Origin of the sequence: Nitratidesulfovibrio liaohensis, from assembly GCF_011682075.1 — a bacterium.
Lineage (GTDB): Bacteria > Desulfobacterota > Desulfovibrionia > Desulfovibrionales > Desulfovibrionaceae > Cupidesulfovibrio > Cupidesulfovibrio liaohensis.
The window spans coordinates 1-1,768 of record NZ_VSMK01000494.1 but is presented as its reverse complement, the minus strand read 5'-3'; the positions used below and the strand labels follow the sequence as shown (position 1 = coordinate 1,768).

Below are 1,768 nucleotides of genomic sequence, written 5' to 3'. Positions count from 1 at the left end.
CCTGCCGCGCCACGCGCTGCCGCGGGTCGGCGCGCGGGGGGCACGGTCGCCGCTTTTCCTCCTGCCCCCCCCCTTTCACGCGGTGCGACCGGGCAGCGCGGCTTCACCATCATCGAGGTGGTGGCCGTGCTGGTGATCATTGCCGTGATCGTCGCCGTGGCCATCGAGCGCATCTTCGACCAGACCCCGGCGGAACTGGGCGGCATGGAAGCCAGCGTGCGCAGCCACCTGCGCTATGCCCGCGCCCGGTCCATGAACAGCGACGAAATCTTCGGGGTGCAGCTCATTTCCACCACCACCTATGCCATCTTCCGCAACGGCAATGCCGCCACCCGCGTGGTCCTGCCCGGCCAGCCCAGTACCGGCATCATCACCCTGGAAGACGGGGCCACCTTCACCACCGGGGCCTCCATCATCAGTTTCGACCAGTGGGGCAGGCCCTGTTCCGATGCGGCGGGCACCACCCTACGAACGACCAACACCACCGTCACCCTCAGCTACCTGGGCCAGACGGCAAGCATCGTGGTGGTGCGCAACACGGGGTACCTGCAATGAACCGGCCCACCCACCGCACCGATGCAACGCCCCCCATGCGCACCGACCGGCGCGCGGGGTTCACGCTCATCGAGATCATCGTCACGGTCGTGCTGGTCGCCCTGGTGGGCCTGATGATGATTTCCGTCTCCGGCACAGCCCTGCGCGGCAGCGCGGAAAGCCTGGCCCGCACCACGGCGCAGGCCCAGCTGACCGACATCATTGAATCCATGACCGCCGACTACCGGAAACTGTACGCCACGGCCAACGATCCCATCTCCTCCATCATGGGCCGCATCGGCACGGCGGGCAGCATCCAGACCAACAATCGCTACACCACCGGATCATACACCGTGCAGGTAAACCGGCGCATCCGCTTCACGGGCAGCGCGCCCAACTTCACGGAACAGGCCGACAGCAGCGGCGACATGCTGCGCGTAACCATAGAGGTGGACGGCTCCACCGCCACCACCCTGTTTTCGCGTTAGGGGGATATGCCATGAACGCCAAGGGCTTCACCCTTATCGAAACCATCGTGGTGCTGGTACTGACGGGCCTGCTGGCCGCCGTGGCGGGGGTGGGCATTTCCACAGGCGCGCGCAGCTTCGTGGCGGCGCGCGAGGCCAGCGAACTGGCGCAAGAAGCGCAACTGGCCATGGACCGCCTGACCCGCGAAATAATGGAGCTGGTGGACATACCGGCCAACAGTTCCTCCACCCTGCTGGTGGTGCGCAACGTGGGCGCGCAAGGTACGGCGCAGTTCAACCGGTCCATCCAGTACGTGGCCAACGCGCAGGCCATACGCATTGCCGACGGCACCGGCGGCGCGGCCAACGGCGATACGCTCATCGACAACGTGACCGCCTTCAGCCTGACCTACTGGCAGGAGGACACCTCCACCACCACATGGGCCTCTACCACCGATGCGCGGCAACTGTCCGCCATCGACATCGATTTCACGCTTACCGCGCCGGGCGGCACCACACGCCGGTTCGTCAATCGCATCGTGCCCCGCAACAACGAAAACCGGGGCGGGGCCAGCCCCAACTCCGCACCGCCATCGCTGGCCCGGTACGACGTGTGCTTCGTGGCCACGGCGGCGGCGGGCGACGGCGACCACCCCGTTGTGGTGCAACTGCGCGAGTTCCGCGACAGGCTGCTGCTGCCGTGGTCGGGCGGGCGGGCACTGGTGCGGGCCTATTACGCCGTGGGGCCGGACATGGCCCGCGTGGTG

At 67.2% G+C, this 1,768-nt stretch carries 3 protein-coding genes; all 3 read left to right on the top strand.

The genetic code is table 11. From position 1 onward, the window contains the following. The coding region (locus FVW27_RS14760) for a prepilin-type N-terminal cleavage/methylation domain-containing protein (protein ID WP_243838485.1) at window positions 1–555 on the top strand (555 nt) is incomplete at its 5' end. Then, entirely contained in the window at window positions 552–1,022 is a 471-nt protein-coding gene (locus FVW27_RS14755) for a type II secretion system protein (RefSeq protein ID WP_167126511.1), read from the top strand. The genes FVW27_RS14760 and FVW27_RS14755, both read left to right, overlap by 4 nt. A gap of 11 nt (window positions 1,023–1,033) precedes the next feature. Continuing rightward, on the top strand, window positions 1,034–1,768 hold a 735-nt coding region (locus FVW27_RS14750), incomplete at its 3' end, for a PulJ/GspJ family protein (RefSeq protein WP_167126508.1).